The organism is Herbiconiux ginsengi, assembly GCF_900107435.1.
In the GTDB taxonomy this organism is placed as follows: Bacteria; Actinomycetota; Actinomycetes; order Actinomycetales; family Microbacteriaceae; genus Herbiconiux; species Herbiconiux ginsengi.
Window position 1 is genome coordinate 49,414 of record NZ_FNPZ01000007.1, and the last position, 19,910, is coordinate 69,323.

11 protein-coding genes and 1 tRNA gene are annotated in these 19,910 nt (G+C 69.7%); 3 read left to right on the top strand and 9 right to left on the bottom strand.

The features are described 5' to 3' along the window. Positions 1-59 precede the first annotated feature (59 nt). Positions 60-554 carry a hypothetical protein gene (locus BLW00_RS20900; RefSeq protein WP_092557899.1) on the top strand — a complete coding sequence of 165 codons (495 nt, stop codon included), beginning with the start codon at positions 60-62 and terminating at the stop codon, positions 552-554. On the opposite strand, the gene BLW00_RS20905 is transcribed toward BLW00_RS20900, so the two are convergent. The 5 genes from BLW00_RS20905 to BLW00_RS20925 all read right to left on the bottom strand — a co-directional run bounded on the left by BLW00_RS20905 (position 533) and on the right by BLW00_RS20925 (position 6,634). Beyond that, positions 533-609: transfer RNA gene (locus BLW00_RS20905), tRNA-Met, on the bottom strand. The genes BLW00_RS20900 and BLW00_RS20905 overlap by 22 nt on opposite strands. Positions 610-650: 41 nt before the next feature. Beyond that, positions 651-1,952, bottom strand: coding sequence for a type II toxin-antitoxin system HipA family toxin (locus BLW00_RS20910; RefSeq protein ID WP_092557901.1), 1,302 nt, complete (start codon positions 1,950-1,952; stop codon positions 651-653). Then, positions 1,952-2,332 carry a helix-turn-helix transcriptional regulator gene (locus BLW00_RS20915; protein WP_092557902.1) on the bottom strand — a complete coding sequence of 127 codons (381 nt, stop codon included), beginning with the start codon at positions 2,330-2,332 and terminating at the stop codon, positions 1,952-1,954. Before BLW00_RS20915 ends, BLW00_RS20910 begins: the two co-directional genes overlap by 1 nt. A gap of 94 nt (positions 2,333-2,426) precedes the next feature. Beyond that, complete coding sequence (locus tag BLW00_RS20920; protein ID WP_245741721.1) at positions 2,427-5,345, bottom strand: UPF0182 family membrane protein; 2,919 nt, start codon at positions 5,343-5,345, stop codon at positions 2,427-2,429. A 164-nt stretch (positions 5,346-5,509) separates the two neighbouring features. Beyond that, positions 5,510-6,634 carry a YlbL family protein gene (locus BLW00_RS20925; protein WP_245741722.1) on the bottom strand — a complete coding sequence of 375 codons (1,125 nt, stop codon included), beginning with the start codon at positions 6,632-6,634 and terminating at the stop codon, positions 5,510-5,512. 196 nt (positions 6,635-6,830) lie between these two features. Between BLW00_RS20925 and BLW00_RS20930 the strand changes: the two genes are divergently transcribed. After that, positions 6,831-8,177, top strand: a complete 1,347-nt coding sequence (locus BLW00_RS20930) for a zinc-dependent metalloprotease (protein WP_175494505.1) — start codon at positions 6,831-6,833, stop codon at positions 8,175-8,177. Positions 8,178-9,207: 1,030 nt separating this feature from the next. Here the strand turns inward: BLW00_RS20930 and BLW00_RS20935 are convergent. Further along, on the bottom strand, positions 9,208-11,019 hold the full coding sequence (locus BLW00_RS20935; RefSeq protein WP_092557904.1) for an ATP-dependent helicase: 1,812 nt from the start codon (positions 11,017-11,019) through the stop codon (positions 9,208-9,210). Continuing rightward, positions 11,016-12,038 (bottom strand): NAD(+) diphosphatase, encoded by a 1,023-nt coding sequence (gene nudC / locus BLW00_RS20940; protein WP_092557906.1) that lies wholly within the window; start codon positions 12,036-12,038, stop codon positions 11,016-11,018. Before nudC ends, BLW00_RS20935 begins: the two co-directional genes overlap by 4 nt. A 61-nt stretch (positions 12,039-12,099) precedes the next feature. On the opposite strand from nudC, the gene BLW00_RS20945 reads away from it, so the two are divergent. Further along, positions 12,100-13,143, top strand: coding sequence for a phosphotransferase (locus BLW00_RS20945; RefSeq protein WP_092557908.1), 1,044 nt, complete (start codon positions 12,100-12,102; stop codon positions 13,141-13,143). 21 nt (positions 13,144-13,164) lie between these two features. Here the strand turns inward: BLW00_RS20945 and BLW00_RS20950 are convergent, their stop codons facing one another. Continuing rightward, a complete protein-coding gene (locus BLW00_RS20950; RefSeq protein WP_245741723.1) occupies positions 13,165-16,578 on the bottom strand; it encodes an ATP-dependent DNA helicase in 3,414 nt (1,137 codons plus the stop codon). After that, positions 16,575-19,850, bottom strand: a complete 3,276-nt coding sequence (locus BLW00_RS20955; protein WP_245741724.1) for a UrvD/REP family ATP-dependent DNA helicase — start codon at positions 19,848-19,850, stop codon at positions 16,575-16,577. Before BLW00_RS20955 ends, BLW00_RS20950 begins: the two co-directional genes overlap by 4 nt. Positions 19,851-19,910 lie beyond the last annotated feature (60 nt).

A 19,910-nucleotide genomic window follows, 5' to 3' on the forward strand; every position in this document is an offset into this window, starting at 1 on the left:
GTATGGGGTTCGGCCCGCGGTGCGACCGTGGATATCGCCGCCAGTCGCGCGAGGGCGCCATGAGCGTGTTCGTCGGCGGCCCGCCACACGACGAGGGTCTGATCGAATCGGCGATGCTTGTCATGCACGAAGGCCGGGGTCTCCGTCCAGGAGTCGATCAGCCGATGCACGTCGGCGGGGACGGCTTCGTCGCGGACATCGACAACCATGCCGCAACGATAACCAACGACCCGCGCCCGTGCGTAGCCCTGCCATGGCTAGTCAGCCACTCCGCGGCGCGCCCACACGCGCCCCGGAGAGCCGGAGAGACGATCGAAACGTCCGCCTATGTATCGATCATGTGCGAACTACTGGCCGACGATGCGCACATGAGAAAGCACGCGTTGATGGAAGCGCTCTCCCGCCGCTGGATCGACCGCGATCGTCGCGAGACGAAGAAATCCGGCGCAGCTTGGGGCTGCGCCGGATTTGCACCGAATCAGTCGATCTCGGCTCCCCAAGGGGGGAACACAACTGATCTGACCTGGACTTTTGGTTGCGGGGACAGGATTTGAACCTGCGACCTCTGGGTTATGAGCCCAGCGAGCTACCGAACTGCTCCACCCCGCGGCACAAGAAATAACACTACCACGGGTTCAGACACCTCGTGTTCACATCGACGGGAAGGTCGTGCGGATGCGCTCCACGTCCTCCGCTGCAATGCCTGCCTGATCAGCGAATCCCGCCCACTTCCCGATGGCGTCCGAGACCTGCGCGATCACGTCGAAACGGTGCGGCACCTGGAACCGGTCGGCCACCACCAGCAGGTCGTCTCGCGTGATCTCGCCGAAGCTGCCGTTCACCGACATGAGGTGCTGGTAGGTCCACTGCCCGCTCGGGTTGAAGGCGTAGGTCACGTCGTACGCCGGCGCCAACCGCCATCCCCCGCCGTTCGCCGGTGGGTCGAGCAGGAACGAGAAGTTCTTGGTGTGGTCGTCGCAGTTGCGGGCGAGAACATTGAACACCATGCGCCGGAAGGCCTCGGTGCGCGCGTCGTCGCCCAGCCCGAGGTTCGCGATGACCTGGAAGTATTGCGCGTAGTCGTGCGTGGCGCGCTGCTTGTAGTCGAGCTCGGCCATCGCGCAGAGGGTCTGCAAGTGGATCTTCTCGTGCGCCTCGTCGCCCGCCACGCGGTCGAAGCGCTTGGTCATGAAGTGCGCCCGGCCGTTCTCCTCGAGCAGGCGCGAGGGCGACATCGCGATGCCGGCGGCGGTGGCCATGAGGTAGTAGGCGTACTCGATGCGCCCGTACCCCGCCGAACTGCCGAGTTCGGTGTCTCGCCCGACCCCGTCGAGCTTGATCATCCATTGCTCGAAGCCCGCCTCGGCCGGCAGCTGACCCGAACGCACCTCGCCGGTCACCGGATTCCAGGCGATGATGGCCTTCGCCCGCGCCCCTCCCGCCGACGTACCCACCTGGATGAGGTTCGCCAGAGCGGCCGCCGATTCCCGATCGCCTTCGATGCGCCCGGAGAGCGCCCCGCGGGCGCCGAGAACGAGTTCGGAGAGCTCGAGAGCAGTGGGCTTCCGTCGCTGCGGGCCGCGGGTGGGCCGGAACTCGAGCGCTCCCATTCCCCGGCGGCCGAGGTAGGCCAAGCGGTCCAGCGCGGTGATCGAGCGCCGCTCGACACCCTGCGACGCGAGATAGGCGGTCACCAGTGCGTTGCCGAAGTCGTCGGGAAGGGCGTCGGCCACGAATGGCGGCAGGCGATGATAGGTGGGCTCCGGAAGACCCGGATACACCTGCACCCGCTCGCTCAGCGGCGTGCTCAGCGGGGCCAGCTCGATACCGCCGTCGACCCAGCCCGGGTCGTACTCGAACGCGAAGTACCCGGAGCCCGGATCGAGCGCGATGGCCCCCACCAGACGATCCCAGGCGCGCACCTCGATCACCGACACCGGGGTGTAGGCCATCAGCGGTCGCCACCCTCGATGCTGGCGCCCGTCTCCGGCCTGGGCGTGCGCCGGGGTCGCGACGCTCTTTGCGGCGTGACGTCGCGCCGCTCCTGGGCGAGCATCCGGAGCGGACTGATCGCCACCGCGGGCTGGAGCGCGTCGAACCACTCGCTGCGCCCGAGCGCCCGCACCACGCGCACCAGCGTGGCCACACTCGAACCGCGTCCGTTCTCGAGGTTCTTCACGGTGCGTAGGCTCACGCCGGCCCGTTCCGCGACCGCGGACTGATCCAGGTTCTTCGACAGGCGGAGTGCGCGGATGCGCTCACCCAGCCGCTCTTCCGCTTCTTCCGTCGTGGTCGACTCCACCGCACTTCCGCTGATATCGACAGCATTCATAAGTGCATTATCGTGCACTTTAGAAACGATATCCACCCTTAGGGGCAATAAATTGCCCTTTATGCGGGAATCAATATTCGATCCGCAGATCCGGTCACTTGTTGGAGGCGGCGATCGCCTGAGCGATCGCATCCTTCAGGCGCTTATCGGCCTCGCCGTAGGCAGTCCAGTCGCCGGACGCCATCGCCGCATCACGGTCGGTGAGCGCCTGCTGCGCAGCCGCAAGAGCGGCCATGACCGCAGGGTCGCCCGTGGGTGTCGTGGTTCCCCCGTCGGGCGGCGTCGCCGTGCCACCACCGGTGTCGGGGGTTCCGGCGCTGCCGTCGTCGGTCGGCGGCAGATCGCCGTCGCCGGCCACCGCCCCCGAGTCGCCGCCGAAGAGCGAGTCGAGCGCACCGTCGAGCGTGCTCTCGAACGCGATCTTGTTGCCGAAGGAGACCAGCACCTTCTGCAGCAACGGGAAGCTCGTCTCACCCCGCGATTGCACGTACACCGGTTGCACGTAGAGCAGCCCACCGCCGACCGGCAGCGTCAGCAGGTTTCCGCTGATCACCTGACTCTCGCCCTGTCTCAGCAGGTTGAGGGCAGAGCTCACCCCCGGGTCGGAGGAGAAACTGTTCTGAACCTGACCCGGGCCGGGGATCGTATCGTCTTTCGGCAGCGTGAGCAGCCTCAGCTTGCCGTAGTCGCCCGACTTCTCCCCCGTCGTGTCGCCGGCGTTCGCGTCGACCGCCAGATAGCCGGTGAGCACGCTCCTCGACGACTCACCCTGCTGAGAGAGCGGGATGAACGTCGAATACAGCGAATACGAGGGATTGTCCTGCGTCGGCATCTGCAGGGTCAGGTAATACGGCGGCTGCAGCGTCGGGTTGGTCGACGGCGAGGTGGGGTCGTTCGGCGTCGTCCACGCGTCTTCCTGCGAGTAGAACGCGCCTGCATCCGTCACGTGGTACTGGCCCAGGATCGACCGCTGCACCTTGAACAGGTCGGCCGGATAGCGCACGTGGCTCATCAGATCGCCCGACATGTCGCTGATCGGCTTCACGGTCGCCGGGAAGATCTTCTCCCAGGTCTGCAGCACCGGGTCTTTGTCGTCCCACGCATAGAGCGTGACCTTGCCGTCGTAGGCATCGACCGTGGCCTTCACCGAGTTGCGGATGTAGTTGATGTCGTCGACCGGATACGCCGGTGACGGAGTGTAGGTGTCGGCGATCGTCTCGCTGAGCGACTGCACCTTCGAATACGGGTAGTTCGCCGAGGTGGTGTAGCCGTCGACGATCCAGACGATCCGGCCGTCGACCACCGAAGGATAGGGGTCGGAGTCGATGGTGAGGTACGGCGCGACCTTCGAGACGCGCTGTGCCGGGTCGCGATCGTAGAGGATCTGCGAATCGTCGTTCACCGCGTCGGAGAGGAAGATCTGCTCCGACTGGAACTTCAGCGCGTAGACCAGCCGCTTGAAGATGTTGTCGAGCTTCGGCCCGCCGTCGCCCTCGAAGGTGGTGTAGGTCTGCGACGCGCCGTCTTCGCCCGAGGGGTAGTCGAGCTCGATCTTCGAGGAGCCTTCCGGCCCGCCGACGATCGAGTAGGGCGGCGAGTTCTCGCCGAAGTAGACCCGGGGCTCGAAGTCGCCGAGCTGACCGACCGAGGGGATGCCCGACTCGATGAACACGGGCTGGCCGTCGGCCGAACGCTGGTTGCCGTAGGCCGCCACCACGCCGTAGCCGTGGGTGTAGACGACGGTCTGGTTGTACCAGGTGGCCGAGGAGCCGAGCTGGTCGATGTTGATGTCGCGCACCGTGACCACGGCGTCCTGCACCTGACCGTCGATCTTGTAGCGGTCGACATCCAGGTGATCCGGGAACTGGTAGTACTGACGGAACTGCTGCAGCTGCTGGAACGACTTCGTCACGAGGGCCGGGTCGAGGATACGGATGTTCGCCGTGGTCGCGGCGTCGTTGCGCAGGGCGCCCTGCTCGGCGGTGGTGGTGGCGTCGTACGGCGTCTCCTCCACGTCGGAGACGTCATAGGCGTCGCGCGTCATGTCGATGTTGCGCTGGATGTACTCCTGCTCCAGCGTTCGCTCGCTCGGGTCGACCTGGAAACGCTGCACCACCCAGGGGGCGAGCGAGCCGAGGATGAGGGCACTCACGATGAGCAGCGCCGTTCCGATGATCGGCAGCCTCCAGCGCCCGATCACCGCCGCGACGATGAAGAGGATGGCGACGATCGCCGCGATCCCGGCAAGGATCTGCAGGCCCGGAATCGTGGCGTTGACGTCGGAATACGACGCACCGGTGATGATGCCCGAACTGTTCGCGAGCGTGGCGAACTGGTCGAGCCAGATGCTCACGGCCTGCAGCAGCAGGTAGATGGCGGCGGTGACGGCCATCTGGATGCGCGCGATCTTCGAGATGCGCACCTCCCGCTGGCTGAACCGGATGGCGCCGTAGAGGTAGCTGGTGGCGATTCCGGCCAGGCCCGCCACGATCACGACGGCCGAGGCGAAGCCGACCACTCCCCGCCAGAACGGCAGGTCGTAGATGTAGAAGGAGATGTCGAGGCCGAACTGCGGATCGGTCTGACCGAACGCCGTGCGGTTGAGGTACTGCAGCGTCAGCTGCCAGCGCGAGGCGGTGGCGACACCGGCGAAGAGGCCGAGCACGGCCGGCACCCCGAAGGTGGCGAGGCGACGAAGCGGCTCGATGACCTGCTGATAGCGGTCGAGCTGCGAATTGAGCTTCGCATACACCGGCCGCCAGCGGAACGCGATCTCGATCGACGCCCAGACCGGAACGGCCATCGCCAAGAAGCCGATCACGAACATGACGGCTCCGGCGACCCACTGCGTGGTGAGCACGCCGAGGAAGCCGAGCTGGTCGTACCAGAGGATCTCGGTGTAGAGGGTCGAGAAGACGAAGAAGAGGATGGCGAGCACGACCACGATCGCGATGGCGATCGCGAGAGTGACTCTCGAACGTCGTGCGGGCTTCTCTGCTGTTTGGGAAGTCACGTGTGCCTCTGTGCTCGATTGCTGCTGTGCTCGATGCGGCGGCGGTGCTCGCTGCGCGGTGTCCATCAATCCTAGACAACTGAATCGTAGGCGCGGCTCGCTGTGAACACCCTGGCGGGATTCCGTGGGGAACCTGGGCCGGTCCCCGGGATGTGCAGGAGAGGTTACGAGGCGGGTTGCGAGGCCATCACCGCGTCGCAGCTCGGCAATGCGGACGTGTCGCCTCCGTCGGCGATCGTCTTCAACGCGGTCATCGAGTCCGACAGCGTCGACACCGCGAACACCGTCAGGCCGTCGGGCACATGGCCCACCACCTCGTCGCAGTTGGTGGCCGGTGCGAGGAACCAGGTCGCTCCGGCATCGCGGGCGCCGTACAGCTTCTGCCGGATGCCCCCGATCGGCCCCACGTCGCCGGCCGCGTCGATCGTGCCGGTGCCGGCCACGTTCTGGCCCCCGTTCAGCTCGCCCGGGGTGAGCATGTCGATGATCCCGAGCGCGAACATCATGCCGGCGCTCGGGCCTCCCACGTCGTTCAGCTGGATCTCCACGTCGAAGGGGAAGTCGTAGTCATAGGTCGCGCTGATGCCGAGCGCCGGCGCATCCGTCTGCTCCGACACGGTCGGCGTGATGGAGACGGTCTCCTCGGTGCCGTCGGCGTGGCGCACCACGATCGATGCCGGCGCATCGGTGCCGTTCGTGGCGAGCGCCGCCCGCAGTGCGTCGACGTCGGTGGCGGTGGCGCCGTTCACCGAGAGGATGACGTCGCCGGCGACGAGCGCATCCGCTGCAGCGCCGGAGGGGTCGACCGCACCGACCGCGACGTTCGTGGTGTAGTCGATGCCGAGGTCGGTGAGCGCGGCCGCGATGGCCTCCTGCTGGCTGTCGACCATGAGCGCGGCGTTCTGTTCGTCGCGTTGCTCGGTGGTGACCTCGGGCGGGTAGATGGCGTCGATCGGCACGACGGCGTGGCTGGAGTCGAACCACGAGCTGAGGAGCTCGGCCCAGGAGGGGCGCGATTCGCGGGTGCCGCGCACCGAGACGGTGAGCATGTCGAGGGTGCCCGCCGTGGGATAGGTCTGGGCGCCGTCGATCGAGATGAGGGGAACGTCTTTGCCGCCCTGCTCCTGCGTGCCGAGCGTGTTGTAGACGGGGCCGGGCTGCTCGATCACGTAGGGCGCCGGCAGAAAGCTCATCAGGAGGCCGAGTATGAGGGCGACGACCAGGATGGTCCAGCCGCGGCGGGCACGACGCGAGGCGCGGGGGCGCTCCTCGTTCTCGAACAGACTCACGGAATCCTCTCGCTGCGGATCGGGTCCGCGGGCCGCTGCACCGGTGTTCGCCACGGGCGCACGGTTCAGCGCTCAAGCTTATGGGAAAACCCAGCCTGGGCGGCGGGCCACGAGTTAGCGTAGAAACACTAACTGACAGCCCGCATGGAGGTTCTTCTGAGCCCGCCGAGCGGCTGCCGCCGAGGAAGGACACATCGTGAGCGACGAGCCCCGCGACGAACCCGAGGACGAGTTCCGCGACATGCTGCGCGCGTTCCTCTCCGGAAACTCCGACATCGATCCGTCGAAGCTGGCGAGCGCGGCTGGTCTGCCCTCCGACCCGGCAGCGGTGTCGCAGCTGATGGCACAACTGCAGAACGCCATGCAGTCCAGCGCCGACGGGGTGAACTGGGATGCTGCGCGCACCCAGGCGCAGGAGATCGCCGGCAAGGCGAGCCTCAGCATCACCGATCAGTCCCGCGCGCAGCTCGATCAGGCCCTGCACGTCGCGTCGCTCTGGCTCGACGAGGTCACCGCACTCTCCGACTCCGCCGTCGCGCCACGGCTGATGACCCGCACCGAGTGGGCCACCGCCACGGTTCCGGTCTGGACCCAGTTGGCCGAGCCGGTCGCGGTGAGCATCTCGGATGCGCTCACCGAGGTGCTGCGCGATCAGGCCCCCGAGGAGATGGCCGGCATGCTCGCGGGAGCCAGCCAGCTGATGCGCAATCTCGGCGGCACCCTGTTCGCCATGCAGCTCGGGCAGATCGTGGGTCAGCTCTCGCAAGAGGTCGTCTCCGGCGGCGACGTCGGCATCCCGCTCCTCGAAGAGGGGCAGGCGGCGCTCGTGCCGCAGAACGTGGCCGACTTCGGCGAAGGCCTCGACATCCCGATCGAAGAGGTGCAGCTGTATCTCGCCATCCGCGAGCTGGCGCACGCGCGCCTGTTCCGTCACGCACGCTGGTTGCGCCTGCACGTGATCTCGTCGATCACCGAATTCGCCAAGGGCATCGCCATCGACACCAGTCGGCTCGAGCAATTGGCCGAGAGCTTCGATCCGTCGAACCCCGAGGAACTGCGTGACGCCATGGCGAGCGGGGCGCTCATCCCACCGAAGACGGAGCAGCAGCAGCACGCGCTCGCGCGGCTCGAGACCACCCTGGCGCTCATCGAGGGCTGGGTCGACATCGTCACGGCGAACGCGTCGAGCCGGCTCCCCCGTTGGAACGCGATCGCCGAGACGGTCCGTCGCCGCCGGGCGACCGGTGGCCCGGCGGAGTCGGCCTTCGGCGCCCTGATCGGGCTGGAACTGCGACCGCGGCGACTGCGCGACGCGGCAGCGATGTGGCAGGCGGTGACGGAGGCCGTGGGCCAGGAGAAGCGGGACGCCCTGTGGTCGCACCCCGATCTGGTGCCCAGCTCTGCCGACCTCGACGACCCGGCCGCCCTGGTCGCCCGGCTCCTTGCCGGCGCTCCCGAGCCCGACGAGATGGACCAGGCGCTCGAGGATCTTCTCCGCGAAGAGACGTCACAAGATGGGGATGACCAGCCGCCGGCGCCCTGAGCTGTGGATAACTCCGATCGGGGATGAATCGTCGGGCAGTATTCCGGCATGGTTCTGCGACTCGACCCCGATCATCCGATGGTATGGCGCACGCCCGCGCTGCTGCAGTTCGGCATCGAGCGGCCGGTCGCGGTCGTCCCGTCGTTCTCGCGAGCGTTCGGAGGGCTCGAGGCGCCTCGCGAGCTGATGCTCGACGTGCTGGCGCGCGGGGTCACCCGCCCGGTGCTGGAGCTCCTGGCCGAGGAGAACGGCCTGCCGTCGGCGGCGCTCGACGAGTTGCTGGGCGAGCTCGCGGGCGTGCTGCTGGAGAGCCGGTCGCCCGCGGTGCCGCTCGAGGGGCGGTGGATCGCGGTCGACGGGGCAGGCGCCGCCGCGGAGGAGATCGCGTTGCTGCTCCGGCGGCTGGGCGCACGGCTGTGGGGCGCGGGCGAGTCCGGCGCCCGCCGCAGCGGCGGTGGCGGCAGCGGCAGCGCGGGCGCCCCAGGTGATGTTCCGGGCGTCACCGCGGCGCCGACCGCCGGGCACGAGCCGGTGGCCGCGGCTTCCACCCGTGGGCGGCCCGCGGCGCCCGAGCTCGCGGTGCTCGTCTCGCACTACGCGACCGATCCGCGCCGGGCCGCCGTGTGGTTGCGCGGCGACGTGCCGCACCTGCTCGTCGAGTTCGGCGAGCACTCGGTGCGGGTGGGTCCGGTGGTCGCTCCAGGGATCGATACCCCTGGCGACGCCGGCCCACGTGACGACGCCGGGTCGGCTGACGATGCGCCTCCGGCTGTCGTCGACGGCGAGCCGGGGCCGTGCGCGCGGTGCATCGAGCACACCCGGAGCGATGCCGACAGCGCGTGGCCGGCCATCGCCCTGCAGGCACTGCGCCGCACCGCACCCTCGGCGGATGCGCTCGGAGCGGCGACGGCGGCACCGGTCGTGGCGCGAGTACTCGCCGAGTTCGGGGCGGGCGAGTCGTCGTGGCGAACCCACGCGGTTCGCCTACTCCGCCCCGGGCGGGCCGGTCACACCGTGTCGGTGGAGCGGATCAGACCGCATCCGAGCTGCGGATGCCGCTCTCTTCCAGGAATCGAGAGGGCCGGCGATCTCCGCTGCGCCGTGATCCGGCCGCCGCCCAGGAGAGCGAGAGCAGCCGCCGTGCCCGGGTGATGCCCACGTAGAGCAGGCGCCGTTCCTCGTCGATGCCGTCGAATCCGGTGGCGTAGCTGATCGGCACGAGCCCTTCGGCGACGCCGACGATGAACACCGCCGGCCATTCCAGGCCCTTCGCCGAATGCAAGGTGGCGAGCGTGACCGCACGCACGGTCGGTTCGTGCTGAGACGACTGGCGCTCCATCAGCTCGTCGGTGAACTGCCGGAACGTGGTGCCCGGCGGCATCCCCTCGGCCAACCCCATCAGTGCGTTCAGGGCTTCCCAACGGTCGCGCACGGCGCCGACGCCTTCTGGCGGGTCCTGCGACCAGCCGCGAGAGCGGAGCACGTCACTCACCGATTTGAACAGGGGCTCGTGGGAGATCGAGACCGAGGCGGCGCGGAGCTCCATCACCGCGCGCTTCACGTCGGGCTGGTCGAAGAAGCGGGTGGCACCGCGCAGCTGGTAGCTGACGCCGGCCGCGGTGAGCGCCTGCTCGAGCACGGCCGACTGCGCGTTCACACGGTAGAGCAGGGCGATGTCGTGCGGCTCGGTTCCCGAAGCGATCAGCTCGGCGATGGCGGCGGCGACGCCCTCGGCCTCGGCGACGTCGTCGCGGTAGGCGGTGACCCGGGGCTCCGGTGCGGGAGCGGGAAGTGCCGCGGCCGGAGCAGTGGGTGCGCCGGGAGCGGCATCCGGACCGCCGACCTCCTCGTCGGCCACCCCGACGGCGGGTGCCCCGCCCGTCGACGAGGCGGAGTTCGCCGCGTGCAGGGTCAGGGCTCCGGGGCGGCCACGCATCAGACGGTTCGCGAGCGCGATGATCGGCGGCGTCGAACGGTAGTTCTGCTCGAGCGTCACCACGGTCGCGTTCTCGTGATGACGTTCGAAGTCGAGCAGGTATTCGGCGCTCGCGCCCGCGAAGGAATAGATGGTCTGACTCGCGTCGCCGACCACGCAGAGGTCGCGACGGTCGCCCAGCCACTGCTGGAGGAGGTGATGTTGCAGCGGAGAGACGTCCTGATATTCGTCGACCACGAAGAACCGGTACTGCTCGCGCACCTGGATGGCCACGGAGGGTTCGAGTTCGATCATGCCCGCCGTCACGAGCAAGACGTCTTCGAAGTCGAGCTGGCGGCGCTCGTCTTTCAACTGCTCGTAGCGCTCGTGCAGTGCCACCATCTGCTCGACCGAGACGTTCGTGGGCATCGTGCGCACGGTGCGGGCCTTCAGCTCGTATTCGTCGAGGCCGAGGTTCGCGACCTTGCGCCACTCGATCTCCGCGGCGACGTCACGCAGGGTCGCGGTGTCGACACGCAGACGGAGCAGCTCGGCCGCGTGGGCGATCGCCTTCGCCTTGTTGTCGATGATCTTCGGCGCCTCGCCGCCGATCACCTGGGGCCAGAAGTAGTTCAGTTGCGCGAGCGCGGCGGAGTGGAACGTGCGAGCGGCGACTCCGCCGGCGCCGAGCGGGCGCAGCCGGGTGCGCAGTTCGGCGGCGGCGCGGGCGGTGAAGGTGAGCGCCATCACCCGGTTCGGCGAGTAGACCCCGGTCGCGACGCCGTAGGCGATCCGGTGCGTGATGGCCCGGGTCTTGCCGGTGCCCGCGCCGGCCAGGATGCAGACCGGCCCGAGCAACGACCGGGCCGCGACGCGCTGCTGGGGGTCGAGAGCGTCCAGCAGGTCGTCGGCAGAGGATTCGGTCACTGCTTCTCGGGCTCCGGGAGGGGTCCGCCGTACCACCGCTCGATGATCGCCCGCGCGATGGACGCGGCGCCCGGGAGCAGCACGTCGCTCGCCGGATCGGCCAGCTGCTCGCGCGTGAACCAGCGCAGATCGAGAATCTCGTCGCCGTCGGGGCGGAGCGCCGCCGGGTGCTCTTCGGACACCCGCGCCATGAAGCCGACCATGAGTGAGGCGGGGAAGGGCCAGGGCTGCGATCCCACGTATTCGGGGTCGTCGATGATCACACCGGATTCCTCCGCGATCTCCCGGATCGCGGCCGCCTCGAGCGACTCCCCCGGCTCCACGAAGCCGGCCAGCAGGGAGTACCGGTTGTTCTCCCAGAGTGCGTTGGAGCCGAGCAGGATGCGGTCGTCGTGATCGACGATTCCCACGATCACCGCCGGATCGGTGCGCGGGAAGAGTTCGATGTCCTCCCGCGGACAGCGCCGCACCCAGCCGCCGCTCTCCACCACCGTCGCCTCGCCGCAGCGAGGACAGTGGGTGTGGGTGGTGTGCCAGTTGACCATGGCGAGGGCTTCGGTGAAGATGCCGGCACCCACGTCGTCGAGATCGGCGGCCACCATGCGCAGGTTCAGCCAGCTCGAGCCGGGCGTCTCGAGGGCACTGGCACCCGCATCCGTCACCGAGATCGCGAACACGGGCGCGCCGGCCGGGAGGTCGTCGGAGTCGTCGAGCCCGAAGCCGAGATAGAGCCGAACCCCTCCCGATGCGAGATGCCGCACGACGGAGTCGGGCAGGTCGGCGGGCGATCGGAGGTCGAGCCGCGGATGCACGGCGACGGTCGGCTTCGGCCCGAAGCCGTCGTAGTCGGCCGGATTCGCACCCGCGATGGCGAGCGCCTGACCGCGGTGCAACACGAGCACGCGCGCTTCCGGACCGTGCCAGCGTTCGTCGAGCAGTGCGGCGTTCGCGCGCGAGACGTGATCGCGATCGATCCGGTGGCGGGAGAGCGGCAGCAGGGACTGGAAAGCGCGTGACATGGTTGACCAATCGTGCGTGGCGAAAGCCGTGACCGGCGGGAGCCGCCCTACCCTAGAGAGCATGGCGAGATCCCACCTCACTCTAGCCGCGCTCGCGACCTCTGCCGTCGCGGGGGCGGACATCGTCGCGACCCGCGCGCTCTCGAGCGCGACCCACGGCCGATTCGATTCGGCGGTCGTCACGCTGCGGTCGGGTGAGGAGTACATCGTGCGGGTCCCGGTGAATTCCGACGCCGAATCGGAGCAGTCGCGCGACCTCGTCGCCCTCAACGCGCTGACTCCGGGCGTGCGCTCCCGGCTGCCGTTCCACATCCCCGCCTACGTCGGCCAGGCGCCGATCGCCGAGACCCGTGCGGTGGTCTACGACTACATCCAGGGCTCCCCGGCCTCGCTCCACGACATCGGCGGTGAGCACAGCGCCTCCGATTCGATCGGCCGCGCCATCGCCGCCGTGCACTCCCTGCCGACCTCGGTGGTCTCGGATGCGGGGCTCACCACGAACACACCCGCCCAGATCGCCGCCACCTCGCGCAAGCTGGCCGACCGCGCGGCCGCGTCGGGCAAGGTGCCGAAGGAGCTGCTCACCCGGTGGTCGCTGGCGCTGGAAGACAGTGCGCTCTGGCAGTTCCAGCCCACCGTGGTCAACGGCGCACTCGCGCCCGAGTCGTTCCTGCTGGCCGACGACCAGGTCACCGGCATCATCGGCTGGCAGAACCTGCGCGTCGGCGATCCGGCTCTCGACCTGTTCTGGCTCAACTCGGCCTCGAGCGCCGAGAGCGCCGATCGCGTCTACAGCGCCTACGAGAACGCCGTGTCGAAGCCGGCCGACCGGCAGCTCCGCAAGCGCGCGCGGCTCTATGCCGAGCTCGAGATCGCCCGCTGGTTGCTGCACGGAGTCGACAGCCGCGATGCGTCGATCGTCGCCGACGCCGAGTCGATGCTCGGCAGTCTCAGCTCCACGGTGCAGAGTGACCTGCTCAACCCGCTCTCGACCGACACAGGCCAGATCATGGCCGTCGAAGACGTCGAGGCGATGCTCGATCGCACACCCCTGCCGGGGCGGTCTTCGACCACCGAACACGCGAATCGCATCGCCGAAGACTAGCGGTGCGGCGCGCCCTCCCCGCTAGAGCAGGGAGTCGCGGATGAGGGCCACGAGTTCTGCCTCGCTGAACAACCGCTCGGGGCGCACCACCTCGTCGTCGGCCACGAAGTAGAACGCCGCGTCGACCCGCTCGACGTCGATGCCCTTCCACCGCGCGTAGGCCAGACGGTAGAGCGCGAGCTGCAGCTGCTTCAGCTCGAGGTCGGCTTCGTCGGCCGGTGCCTTGCCGGTCTTCCAGTCGACCACCTGGAACGAATCGCCCTCGGCGAAGATGGCGTCGATCTTGCACACCACCACGCGATCGGCGAGCACGAGATGGATCTCCACCTCGACCTCGACCGGCTGCCGGTCGGCGAATTCGGATGCCTCGAACGTCGCCACCAGCTCCGCGAAACGCCGTTCATCGGCCTGCTCGGGCAACTCGGACGGCTCAGGCGACCCGGCCGCAGCTTCGCCCGACCCGCCACCGGATTCCACCGCGAACCCGTCGTCGGCCGCATCCGACTCGTCGTCGAAGAGGTCGAGGTTCTCCCCGGACACGAGCGCGAGATCGATCAGCGAATTGCCGCCCTGCTGCCGGAACCGTTCCTCCACCCAGCTGTGGAACCGCGTGCCGAGCCGCGTGGCCCGGAACGGTCGCTCCGGCATCGGGCGTTGCAGTGCACGCACCACGGCCTGGGGGTCGGAGACGTAGTCCTTGAAACGGGAGGCCGGGATGCGCACCGGCACGTCGAGCATCCGTTCGCCGCGCAAAGCGGCCCGCTCGGCGAGCAACAGCTCGATGTCGTGGTCGTAGGGCGTCGACGCCCCCGGGTCGGCTGCCAGAACGGCGGAGGCCGCCGCCGCCACCCGCGGCCGCCGGGCTCCGAGCGGATCGCGCGGCCACGCCGCCCAGCTCTCCGACTCGGCCAGCGGATTCTCGTCGTGCACCGTGGCTTCCGGAAGCGCACCCGACGCCACCAGTCCGATCTCGTCGAGCTCGCGGAGGTACTGGCCGGGCCCGCGCAGCTTCTTGACCCCCGTCGTCCAGAACGAGCCCGACAGCAGAAGATCGGAACGGGCTCGGGTGACCGCGACGTAGATCAGCCGGCGCTGCTCGGCGGCGTAGTGATCGGCATTCGCCGCCTTGAAACACTCCAAGGCCGGCTTGAACTCGTTCTGGCCCTGGAGACCGCGCCAGGCGAGCGCCGGAAGCTCGGCCGAGTCGCCCCGGAAGTCGAACGGCAGCTCGCCGAACCCCAGCCAGCCGAGGTTCGACATCGGAGCGCCCGGAAGCTCGCTCTCGACCATCCGCGGGATGGCCACCACATCCCACTCCAGGCCCTTCGACCCGTGGATGGTGAGGATCTGCACCGTGCCCGGCTCCGGTTCTTCGGTTCGCGGCTCGAGCCGGTCGCGCTTCTCCGCCTCTTCGAGCCACGCCAGGAACTCGCCGAGCCCGGCCGCCGGATCGAGCGCGAGAAAGGAGTCGAGCTGCTCGGAGAAGGCGTCGAGACTCGCCCGTCCTGACGCGGCATGCGGACTGGCGAGCACCTCGATGTCGAGCAGCAGCTCCTGTTGCACCAGATCGACGTAGTCGACGAGACCGAGGCCGGCCCGCGTGCGCAGGTAGGCGAATTGGGCGGCGGCCTGACGCAGGCGCGAGAGGCCGGCCTCGCTGAAACCGGTCACCGCGCCGTGCTCGGCCGACGCGGTGGCGAGGAAGTCGAGGGCGTCGATGATCGAGCGGTCTTCGTCGGCCACCACCGATCCGCGCAGCTGCCCCGAGACGCTCGGGTCGAGCTTCTGAAAACGGTGATCGCGCTGCGCGATCCACGACGCCAGGTTCCGGAGGGCCATCAAGTCTTTGGTGCCGATGCGCCAGCGTGCCCCACCGAGCACCCGCACCAGGTCGGGCCCCGCGGTCGGGTGATAGAGCACCCGCAGGGTCGAGACCAGGTCGGCGACAGCGGGTTGTCCGAGCAGGCCGCCTATGCCGAGCACGTGATACGGGATGCCCCGCTCATCGAGCGCCGCGGTGAACGGCTCCACCTTCTTCACCGAGCGGCACAGGAGCGCGGCCGAGCGCCGGCGACCCTCCGCGTCGCGCACGGCCAGCTGCTGTTCGAGCCAGCTCGCCACCTCCCGGGCCTCGTCGCGCACGGTCTCGGTGAACGAGACCTCGAGGGTGCCGCGCGTCACACCCGGCCTCGGCCCGAGCTGCTCCACGGGCACCCCGGCGGTCGCCGACAACGGCTCGACCAGGGCGTTCGCCGCGTCGAGCACGAGCCGCGGATTGCGCCAGCTGGTCGACAGGGCGAACGGATGCGCGTTCCCGTCGAAATCGGCGCCGAACCGCGCCAGGTTGGCTGCGCTCGCGCCGCGCCACCCGTAGATCGACTGGTGCGGGTCGCCGACGGCCATCACGGGATGCGACCGGAACAGCGCGGAGAGCAGCCGCGTCTGCACCACACTCGTGTCCTGATACTCGTCGAGCAGCACCACGCGATAGCGGTCGCGGTAATCGGCCACCACCCGCGGGGTGCCCTCGACGATCGCCAGGGCGAGCGCGATCTGGTCGGAGTACTCCACGTAGCCACGGCGCACCTTCTCGGCGGCGTAGGCATCCGCGAGTTCGAGCAAGAGCGGCAAGGTCGCCACGTTCTCGACCGCCTTGGCGAGTTCGGTCGGCACACCGCGCAACCGCGCCGAGCCGAGCGGGAGCTCGGTGAGCGCGCTGAAACGCTCCGCGTAGCGACTGACCGCGGCCGACTCCACGACGTTCTCGGCCAGCGCCCGGCTGAGCGCGAGCACGGCCGAGGTCACGACGTCGACCGACTTCTCCACCCGCAGCAGGCGCTGATCGGCGCTCGACACCACGACCTTGCGCGCGAGCTGCCAGGCCGAGGCCTCGCTCAGCACGGCGGCCTCGCCCTCCCGGCCGATCACCACCGCGTTCTCGCGGAAGATGCTGTTCGCGAACGCGTTGTAGGTGGCGATCGAGGGCGTGTCGAAGGGATCGAAGACGAGCTCCGTGAGGTGCGCGTCGGCGAGTTGCTTCAGGCGGTGCCGGATGCGCTCGGCGAGTTCGCCGGCGGCCTTGCGCGTGAAGGTGAGACCGAGCACCTCGGGCACGCCCACCAGGCCGTTGGCGATCAGCCACACCACACGGTTCGCCATGGTCTCGGTCTTGCCGCTGCCGGCGCCGGCCACCACGATGCGCGGGTCCAGCGGCGCCTCGATCACCGCCCGCTGCTGTTCGGTGGGGCGCGGCAGGCCGAGCCGCTCGGCGATCTCGACGGCGGAGAGGCGGGCGCCCTCGACCGGGCCGAGGGTCGCATCCGCGTCGTCACCGGCTCCACCGTCGGCTTCGCGGGCGCCGAACGGATGGCGCGGCAGGGCCCCGAAGGCCTCGGGATCGTCGAGGGCCTCGAGATCGAAGAGCGCGTCGGTCACTCGGAGACCGCCTTGATCAGCTGGATGCGGTAGTCGTAGGAGTTCTGGTGGTCGCGCTCCTCGGGTTCGGCGACGCCCCGGAAGGTGGCGCCGGCCATCCCCTCGGCCACCTCTTCGATGCGCCGGGCGATGTCGGCGAGCGCCTCGTCGTCGAGCGGCTCCTGCGCGCGGAGGGTGAAGCGCAGGCCGCGCTCGCCCTTCGCCACGTAGAGCAGGGCGGCGCCCCCCGCCTCCGTCGCCGCGAGCGACGTCTCGGCCACGTCCATCGCCACGAGCGACTTCGCGGGCGCAGCCTCACCGGCTCCCCCGGCACCGTCGAAACCCTCGACGGCCCCGGACCGCACCGCGAGCTGATAGCTGGCGAGCTGGGCGTGCCGCGGCAGGTCGGCCTTCGAGGCCGGGTATTTTCCGGTCTTCAGGTCGATCACGAGCACCCGGCCGTCGGAGCGGCGCTCCACGCGGTCGATCGACCCGTTCACCTGGGCGCGCCCCTGCCGGAAGGCGAAGGGCGCTTCTGCGCCGAGCAGCTCGTGATCGGCCGCCGCGAAATGACGCAGGTACTCCGACAGCCCGTCGAGCTTGGTGCGCAGTGCACGCTTCTCGCGCTCCTCGATCCAGGGCGCCTCGAAGCGCAGCTCGCTCCAGCGCTCCTCGGCCGCCCGCCACAGCTCCTCGGTGCTGAGTTCGGCCTCCGGATCGGCCGCCACCTGCTCCATCACGGAGTGCACGATGGTGCCGATGCCGGCGGCGAGGCCCTTCGACCCGCCGGCCACGTGGTCGATGAACCACACCAGCGGTGACTGCTCGAACGCCTCGATGCGCGACGGCGAGACGCGCACCACCGCCTCCTCGTCGTCGGGGTCGACGATCGGCTCCTCGGTCGAGGCGGGCAGCAGGCCGTACCAGTCGGCGGGATGCGCACCGGGCACCTGCTCCGTGGCCAGGCGGGCGAGGGCCGAGGCGGCCCGTGGGTCCCCTTCCTCCACCAGACGGCGACGCAGGTGCCCGGTGAGACCGCGCAGGGAGAGCGGATGGCGCGCCGGGCGCACCGGATCGGCGTCGGGCGCCAGGCCGAAGAACGGCGAGGGCTGCTCGTCGTCGTTGGAGACGCAGCTCAGCACCGTGAGCTCGCGGGACCGTGAGACGGCGAGTGCGAACATCCGCAACTCGTCGGAGAGCACCTCGGCCCGGGTGTCTTCGAGCGGGGTCGTCGGGCGGGCGCCACGGTCGCTGTCGCCACTCGCGCCGACCTCCACATGGCCGCCGAGGTCTGCACCTCCGCCTCGGGGTGGGACGTCAGCGGGCAATCCGCCCCATTCCGCGCCGGCCTCGGCCAGAGCGCTCAGGCGCTGCGCGTGCAGCAACGAGCCGCGCTGGCGGAGGTTCGGCCAGACCGACTCCTGCAGACCCGCGACCACCACGACCGCGACGTCGACGCCCACCGCACCCGTGGGCGTAGTGACCAGCACCGAGCCGCTGCGCGAGCGCGGCGACAAGGTGTCTTCGGGTACTTCGGCCGTGAGGAACTCGTCGATGAAGAGTTCGGCCGGGCGTTCGGGCTCTCGCTCGACCGAGCGCTTCGCCGCGGTGAACAGGGCGACCGCGCCGTCGAGGTTGCGGTTCGCCTCGTCGGAGACGATGCCCGACCCCGCGGCGAGCTCGCCCCAGCGCTTGGCGAGGCCGGTGCGCTGCCAGAGCTCCCAGAGCAGTTCTTCGATCGTCGCACCGCGCCGGTGGCTCTCGGCGAGCTTCGCGAGGGTGGTGCCGAGCGCCGCCACCCGACGGGCCGGCGCGGAGTCGATGGTGACCAGCGCACCGGGCGTCAGCACGGCCTCGCGCAGGAGCTCGTCGGCGTGGCGTGCGCCGCCACCGGCCAGCTCGTCGTGCCGGAGGGCGAGCCGCAGGCGGCGCAGGCCCACCGCATCCACGCCGCAGAGCGGACCGAGAATCACCGAGGTCACCGTCTCGGGGGTCAGCTCGGCCGCCCCGATCGCGATCGCGAGTCCTTCGACGAGATGGCGCGCCGCGTAGTCGTCGCGGAGCGCCTGCACGGCCGAGAGTGTTCGCGTGGGCACCTCGGCCAAGGCGAGGCCCCGGGCGATGGCGGGCACCAGGGCGCCCGAGCGCACGACGACCGCCATCCGCGACCAGTCGGTGTCGTGCAGCAGGAAGCGCTCCCGCAGGATGTGCGCGATCGTGGCGATCTCCGCCGCCCGCGAATCCGCCTGCACGGTGAGCACGCGCCCGCCCGCGCCCGCCTCGCCCACGACCACATCACGCGTGTCACGCTGCGATCCTGCCGCCGCCGTGCCGATCCGCTCCGTCACCCGCCGCGTGAACACCCGCAGCGCCCCGGTCTGCCGGTAGGAGGTGCGCAGCACGACCGGCGACGCCGTCGGGACGCCGAGGGCGCGGGACAACTGACCGAGCGCCCGCACGTCCGATCCGCGGAAACCGGCGGTCGCGGCATCCGGGTCTCCGAACGCCACCACGGCGGCCCCCTGGCGCGCCAGCTCGCGCACGAGGTTCACGGCCCCCACCGCGAGGTCGTGGAAATCGTCGACCACCACGAGCCGCACGCCGGAGAGTGCGCCCGAGCTGCGCACGATCCGCCGCCCCTCGGCCAGCAGTTCGGCGGAGTCGAGCCGAGCAGCCTCGAAGCCTTCGACCGTCGCGTGGTAGTCGCGCAAGAATGCCGATGCGGCCACCCACTCCGGCACCTCATGGCGCAGGCCGAGCTCGCGCAGCGCCGCCGCCGAGACACCGTTCTCGGTAGCGCGCATCATCAGCTCGCGCAGCTCGGTGCGGAACGCGCGCAATCGCCGCACCTCCGGCGGCAGGTGCTCAGGCCAGTCGACCGCGGCCCGCCCCGCCGATGCGTCTTCGAGGGCACCCTCGAGCAGTTCGGCGATGATTCTGTCTTGCTCCGCCCCCGTCAGCAACGCGACCGGGCGACCGGATGCGGCGGAGTTCCGGCGCACCAGTTCGAACGCGGCCGACGTGGGCGTGCGCGCGAGCGGCCCGTTGCTCGGCACTCCGAGGCGCAGCGCCACCCGATCGCGCAGCCGCGTGGCGCTCTGCCGCGTGGGCGCCAGCACGAGAACGCTCTCGGGGGCGAACCCGCAGCGCTGAACGCGGTCGGCCACCAATTCGAGCAGGGTGACCGTCTTACCGCTGCCGGGCGCACCGATCACGGCGAAGGAGGCGTCGGCCGGCCGTTCGAGCACGGACCGCTGCACGGGGTCGAGTTCGATGGCGGCACCTTCTTTCACGGCCCCCACGCTAGCGGCCTCCTCCGACATCGGACGCCTCCCCGACGGCTGTTCGCTCTG